The sequence below is a fragment of the Lysobacter sp. genome, from assembly GCF_035655815.1.
Taxonomy (GTDB): domain Bacteria; phylum Pseudomonadota; class Gammaproteobacteria; order Xanthomonadales; family Xanthomonadaceae; genus Lysobacter_J.
On the sequence record NZ_DASRTS010000072.1, the window covers coordinates 1 to 5,554 of the forward strand.

Sequence of the window (5,554 nt, forward strand, 5' to 3'; positions counted from 1 at the left end):
CGTTCGAGATCGTCGCGTCCCTCGATGACAGCGACAAATCCCGCGAGCTGCTGGGCCTGCTGCAAGACATCGTCGGCCTGACCGACAAGATCACCCTGAAGACCGACGGCAGCGATGCGCGCAAACCGTCGTTCTCGCTGAACCGCCCCGGTGCGGACATCGGCCTGCGCTTCGCCGGTATCCCCATGGGCCACGAATTCACCTCGCTGGTGCTGGCCCTGCTGCAGGTAGGCGGCCACCCCTCCAAGCTCGACGCGGACGTGATCGAGCAGGTCAAGGGCATCGAGGGCACCTTCGAGTTCGAAACCTACTTCTCGCTGTCCTGCCAGAACTGCCCGGACGTGGTCCAGGCGCTGAACCTGATGGCCGTGCTCAACCCGAACATCCGTCACGTCGCCATCGACGGCGCGCTGTTCCAGGATGAGGTCGAGGCGCGCCAGATCATGTCGGTGCCGAGCATCTACCTCAACGGCGAAGTCTTCGGCCAGGGCCGCATGGGCGTGGAAGAGATCCTCGCCAAGATCGACACCGGCGCCGCCGCCCGCGACGCCGAGAAGCTGACCGCCCGCGACGCCTTCGACGTGCTGGTGGTCGGCGGTGGCCCGGCCGGAGCCGCGGCGGCGATCTACGCCGCGCGCAAGGGCATTCGCACCGGCGTCGCCGCCGAGCGCTTCGGCGGCCAGGTGCTGGACACCATGGCCATCGAGAACTTCATCTCGGTCACCTACACCGAAGGCCCCAAGCTCGCCAGCGCGCTGGAGCAGCACGTGCGCGAGTACGACGTCGACATCATGAACCTGCAGCGCGCGAGCAAGCTGATCCCGGCGAAGGAACCGGGCGGCCTGATCGAAGTGCAGCTGGAAAACGGCGCGTCGCTGAAGTCGAAGACGGTGGTGCTGTCGACCGGTGCGCGCTGGCGCCAGATGAACGTGCCGGGCGAGGATCAGTATCGCAACAAGGGCGTGGCCTATTGCCCGCACTGCGACGGCCCGCTGTTCAAGGGCAAGCGCGTGGCGGTGATCGGCGGCGGCAACTCGGGCGTCGAGGCCGCGATCGACCTGGCCGGCATCGTCGCGCACGTCACGCTGATCGAGTTCGACAGCCAGCTGCGCGCCGACGAGGTGCTGCAGCGCAAGCTGCGCAGCCTGCCGAACGTGAAGGTGATCGTCAGCGGTCAGACCACCGAGGTGATCGGCGATGGCCAGAAGGTCACCGGCCTGGTCTACAAGGATCGCGTCGGTGGCGATACGCACCGCATCGATCTGGAAGGCATCTTCGTGCAGATCGGCCTGCTGCCGAACACCGAATGGCTCAAGGGCGCGATCGCGCTGTCGCCGCGCGGCGAGATCGAGGTCGACGCGCACGGCCGCACGTCGGTGCCGGGAGTGTTCGCCGCGGGCGACGCGACGACGGTGCCGTACAAGCAGATCGTGATCGCCATGGGCGAGGGATCGAAAGCCGCGCTGAGCGCGTTCGACCACCTCATCCGCACCAGCGCTCCGGCGCAGGTTTCGACGGCGGCGGCGGCGTAGGCAAGCAAGGACTTCTGTTCTCTCCCGTCATTCCCGCGAAAGCGGGAATCCAGTGACTTGAGGGCCAAAGGCGCTGGATCCCCGCTTTCGCGGGGATGACGGTTGAAGGCGTCTAAGATCCAGCGAGGGGCGCACGCTGCTACAGCCGGAATGCGGCGCCCGGCGCAACCATCGTGGAGGCACCACCATTGAACCTGCGCGATCTCAAATACCTGGTGGCCCTGGCCGATCACAAGCATTTCGGCCGGGCGGCCGCGGCCAGCTTCGTCAGCCAGCCGACGCTGTCGACCCAGATCAAGAAGCTCGAAGACGAACTGGGCGTGGCGCTGGTCGAACGCGCACCGCGACGCGTGATGCTGACGCCCGTCGGCCGCGAGGTCGCCGAGCGCGCGCGCAAGGTCATCGCCGACGTCGAACAGATGGCGGAAATCGCCCGGCGCAGCCAGGATCCGGAAGCCGGAACGGTGCGGCTGGGCCTGTTTCCCACGCTGGGGCCCTACCTATTACCGCACGTGGTGCCGCGCCTGCGTCAGCGCTTTCCGCGCCTGGAGCTGCTGCTGATCGAAGAGAAGACCGACCAGATCCTGCAACGGCTGCGCGACGGTCGCCTGGATGCGGGCCTGCTGGCACTACCGATCCACGACGACCAGCTGCACGTGGAAGTGCTGTTCGACGAGCCATTCCTGCTGGCCGTCCCGCAACAACATCCGTTGGCCCGGCAGGATTCGCTGGATCTGCACGACCTGGACAACCAGCACCTGCTGCTGCTCGAGGAAGGCCATTGCCTGCGCGACCAGGCGCTGGACGTGTGCCATATGGCCGGTGCCGACGAACGCGACGGCTTCCGCGCCACCAGCCTGGAGACGCTGCGCCAGATGGTGGCCGCAGGTGTGGGCATCACCCTGTTGCCGGCCTTGGCCGTGCAACCGCCGGTACCGTCCTCGCCCGACATCCACCTGCTCAGCTTCCGCGGCCAGCCGCCGCATCGGCAGATCGCGATGGTGTGGCGTCGCAGTTCGGCGATGGGCAACTTCCTCCAGCAACTCGCGGCCGAGTTCCGCAAGCTGCCCGAGCAGTTGCTGCGACCGCCGAGCGCGGTCGCCGAAGCCACGCATCCGGTCAGCGCGTAAACCAGCGGCCACTGATGGTCGGCGCTTCAGCGCCGGCCAGCCCGGCGTGCCTCAGTAATGCAGCAGCGCGTGCAGCGGCACATCCGCTGCCCAGCGTGAGCGGCCACCCAGCGCATTCAGTTCGATCAGCACGCTGGCGCCGACCAGGTCCGCGCCGAGCCTGCGTACCAGTTCCCCGGCAGCGGCCAGCGTGCCGCCCGTGGCCAGCACGTCATCGACGATCAGCGTGCGTTCGCCCGGACGCAGCGCGTCGTTGCGGGCCTGCAGACGATCGGTGCCGTACTCCAGCGCGTAGGCCACCTCGACCAGCGGCGGCGGCAGCTTGCCCGGCTTGCGCAGCGGTACGAAGCCGGCGTGCAGCTTCTGCGCCAGCGCCGCGCCAAAGATGAAGCCACGCGATTCGATCCCGCACACCGCCTGCACCTGACTGCCCTGCCACGGCTCGGCCAGCGCGTCGATGCAGCGCGCGAAGCCGCCGGCATCGGCCAGCAGCGGGGTCACGTCGCGGAAGGTCACGCCGGGCTTGGGAAAATCCGCGACGGTGCGGATCAACGAATCGAAGGACTGCATTGCGGAGGCCAGCACGATACGGGGGCAGGCACGATACCAGTGCCATGTGCAGCAGGCAGGCTAGCCGTTCAACGCAGGAGCCAGCTTGCTGGCGACCTTTGGCAGTAGATCGCGAGCAACTCGCTCTTACGGCGGCGCTGTTTTACGGGCCTTAGGCCGGCAGCCAGCCCGGCCCCTCGGCAGCCGTCTCGTCGCCCGCGTCCTCCGCCGGCGGTTCGTTCAGTGGCAGCGAGGCAACGATGGCGGAGGCCTCGGGCCAGACGACGTCGGGCACGCACACCAGGATGGTGCCGAACAACGGCAGTTCGCCCATGCCGCCCAGCAGGGCTTCGCCCTTCAGGAACACGGGAATCTCCTGCGCTTCCAGCGCGTGGCGCACCAGGTGGGCGTCGATCAGGTTGGCGGCTTCGTAGACGACTTTCATCCGGGAGGCTTCGGATCCGGGCCTGCGGCCAGCATACGCCCCGTGAACGTTAAAACGGCGGCGACAGGCGGCAGCGGCTAAACTTGACGGTCTTACCTTCCACGTTCGCCGCGAATGTCCGCCACGCCACGCCCCGCCGTTCCCGCTTCCACCCCGCCAGCCGAGTCCGCCGCCTCCGGCAAGCAGGACTTCATCCGGCAGATCGTTCGCGAGGACCTGGCCAGCGGCAAGCACCACGCCATCCGCACGCGCTTCCCGCCCGAGCCCAACGGGTACCTGCACATCGGCCACGCCAAGGCGATCTGCCTGGACTTCGGCATCGCCGCGGAATTCGGCGGCGACTGCAACCTGCGCCTGGACGACACCAATCCGATCAAGGAAGACCCGGAGTACGTCCGCGCGATCCAGGACGACGTGCGCTGGCTGGGTTTCGAATGGCACGACCTGCGCCACGCCTCGGACTACTTCGAGGTGCTGTACCTGGCCGGCGAGAAGCTGATCCGGCAGGGCGACGCGTTCGTCTGCGACCTCACGCCGGAACAGATCCGCGAGTACCGCGGCACGCTGACCGAGCCGGGCCGCAATTCGCCCTGGCGCGATCGCAGCGTCGAGGAAAACCTCGACCTGTTCCGCCGCATGCGCGCCGGCGAGTTCCCGGACGGCACGCACACGCTGCGCGCGAAGATCGACATGGCCAGCGGCAACATGAACCTGCGCGATCCCGCGCTGTACCGCATCAAGCACGTCGAGCACCAGAACACCGGCCGCGAATGGCCGATCTACCCGATGTACGACTTCGCGCATTCGCTCAGCGACGCGGTCGAGGGCATCACGCACTCGCTGTGCACGCTGGAATTCGAGGACCATCGTCCGCTGTACGACTGGTGCGTGGACAAGGTGGACCTGACCAATTCGCCGGAACTGCTCGCGCCGCTGCTGGCCAAGGGCTTTCCCAACGAAGCCAGCAAGCCGCGCCAGATCGAGTTCTCGCGCCTGAACTTCAACTACCTGGTCATGAGCAAGCGCAAGCTGCTGGCGATGGTCAACGAAGGTCTGGTCGACGGCTGGGACGATCCGCGCATGCCGACCCTGCAGGGCATCCGCCGCCGCGGCTATACGCCGTCGGCGTTGCGCCTGATGGTCGATCGTGTGGGCATCAGCAAGCAGAACTCGCTGCTGGACATCTCCATCCTGGAAGGCGCGCTGCGCGACGACCTGGACGCCGCCGCGCCGCGCCGCATGGCGGTGGTCGATCCGCTGAAGCTGGTCATCACCAACCTGCCTTCCTCGCATGAGGAATCGCTGACGTTCCCGAACCATCCGAAGGACGAGAGCGCAGGCACCCGCACCGTGCCGTTCTCCAGCGAGTTGTGGATCGAGCGCGAGGACTTCGAGGAAGTGCCGCCGAAGGGCTTCAAGCGCCTGATCCCGGGCGGCGAAGTGCGCCTGCGCGGCGCGGGCATCTTCCGCTGCGACGAGGTGGTCAAGGACGGCGATCGCGTGGTCGGGATCCGCGGCACGCTCGATCCCGAATCGCGCCCCGGCATGGCCGGCGCGGACCGCAAGATCAAGGGCACGATCCACTGGGTCAGCGCACGCCACGCGGTGCCCGCGGAAATCCGTCTGTACGACCGCCTGTTCACCGTGCCGGACCCGGACAACGACGAAGGCGGCAAGAGCTACCAGGATTACCTGAACCCCGAGTCGCGCCGCACCGTGCAGGGTTATGTCGAGCCGGCGGCGGCCGAAGCCGCGCCGGAGACTTCGTTCCAGTTCGAGCGCACCGGCTATTTCGTCACCGACCGCTACGACCATCGCCCCGACCGGCCGGTGTTCAACCGCAGCGTCACGCTGCGTGACACCTGGGCGGGCAAGGTTTGAGCCTGCGTTGCCGAGGA

The 5,554-nt window shown here is 67.5% G+C and carries 5 protein-coding genes; 3 read left to right on the plus strand and 2 right to left on the minus strand.

Annotated features, from left to right (window positions below):
* Window positions 1–1,532: alkyl hydroperoxide reductase subunit F (gene ahpF / locus VFE83_RS18530; RefSeq protein WP_324908906.1), on the plus strand; the 1,532-nt coding region annotated here is incomplete at its 5' end.
* 188 nt (window positions 1,533–1,720) lie between these two features.
* Window positions 1,721–2,662 (plus strand): DNA-binding transcriptional regulator OxyR, encoded by a 942-nt coding sequence (gene oxyR, locus VFE83_RS18535; protein WP_324908908.1) that lies wholly within the window; start codon window positions 1,721–1,723, stop codon window positions 2,660–2,662.
* A gap of 51 nt (window positions 2,663–2,713) precedes the next feature.
* Here the strand turns inward: oxyR and VFE83_RS18540 are convergent, their stop codons facing one another.
* On the minus strand, window positions 2,714–3,232 hold the full coding sequence (locus VFE83_RS18540; RefSeq protein ID WP_324908914.1) for an adenine phosphoribosyltransferase: 519 nt from the start codon (window positions 3,230–3,232) through the stop codon (window positions 2,714–2,716).
* Between the two features lie 151 nt (window positions 3,233–3,383).
* Window positions 3,384–3,656: a DUF2007 domain-containing protein gene (locus tag VFE83_RS18545; RefSeq protein ID WP_324908910.1), complete on the minus strand. Its 273-nt coding sequence runs from the start codon at window positions 3,654–3,656 to the stop codon at window positions 3,384–3,386.
* A gap of 114 nt (window positions 3,657–3,770) precedes the next feature.
* Here VFE83_RS18545 and VFE83_RS18550 point away from each other — a divergent pair, with 114 nt between their 5' ends.
* The gene (locus VFE83_RS18550) at window positions 3,771–5,537 is read left to right on the plus strand and encodes a glutamine--tRNA ligase/YqeY domain fusion protein (RefSeq protein WP_324908912.1); all 1,767 of its coding nucleotides are present in this window, start codon (window positions 3,771–3,773) and stop codon (window positions 5,535–5,537) included.
* Window positions 5,538–5,554: the final 17 nt, after the last annotated feature.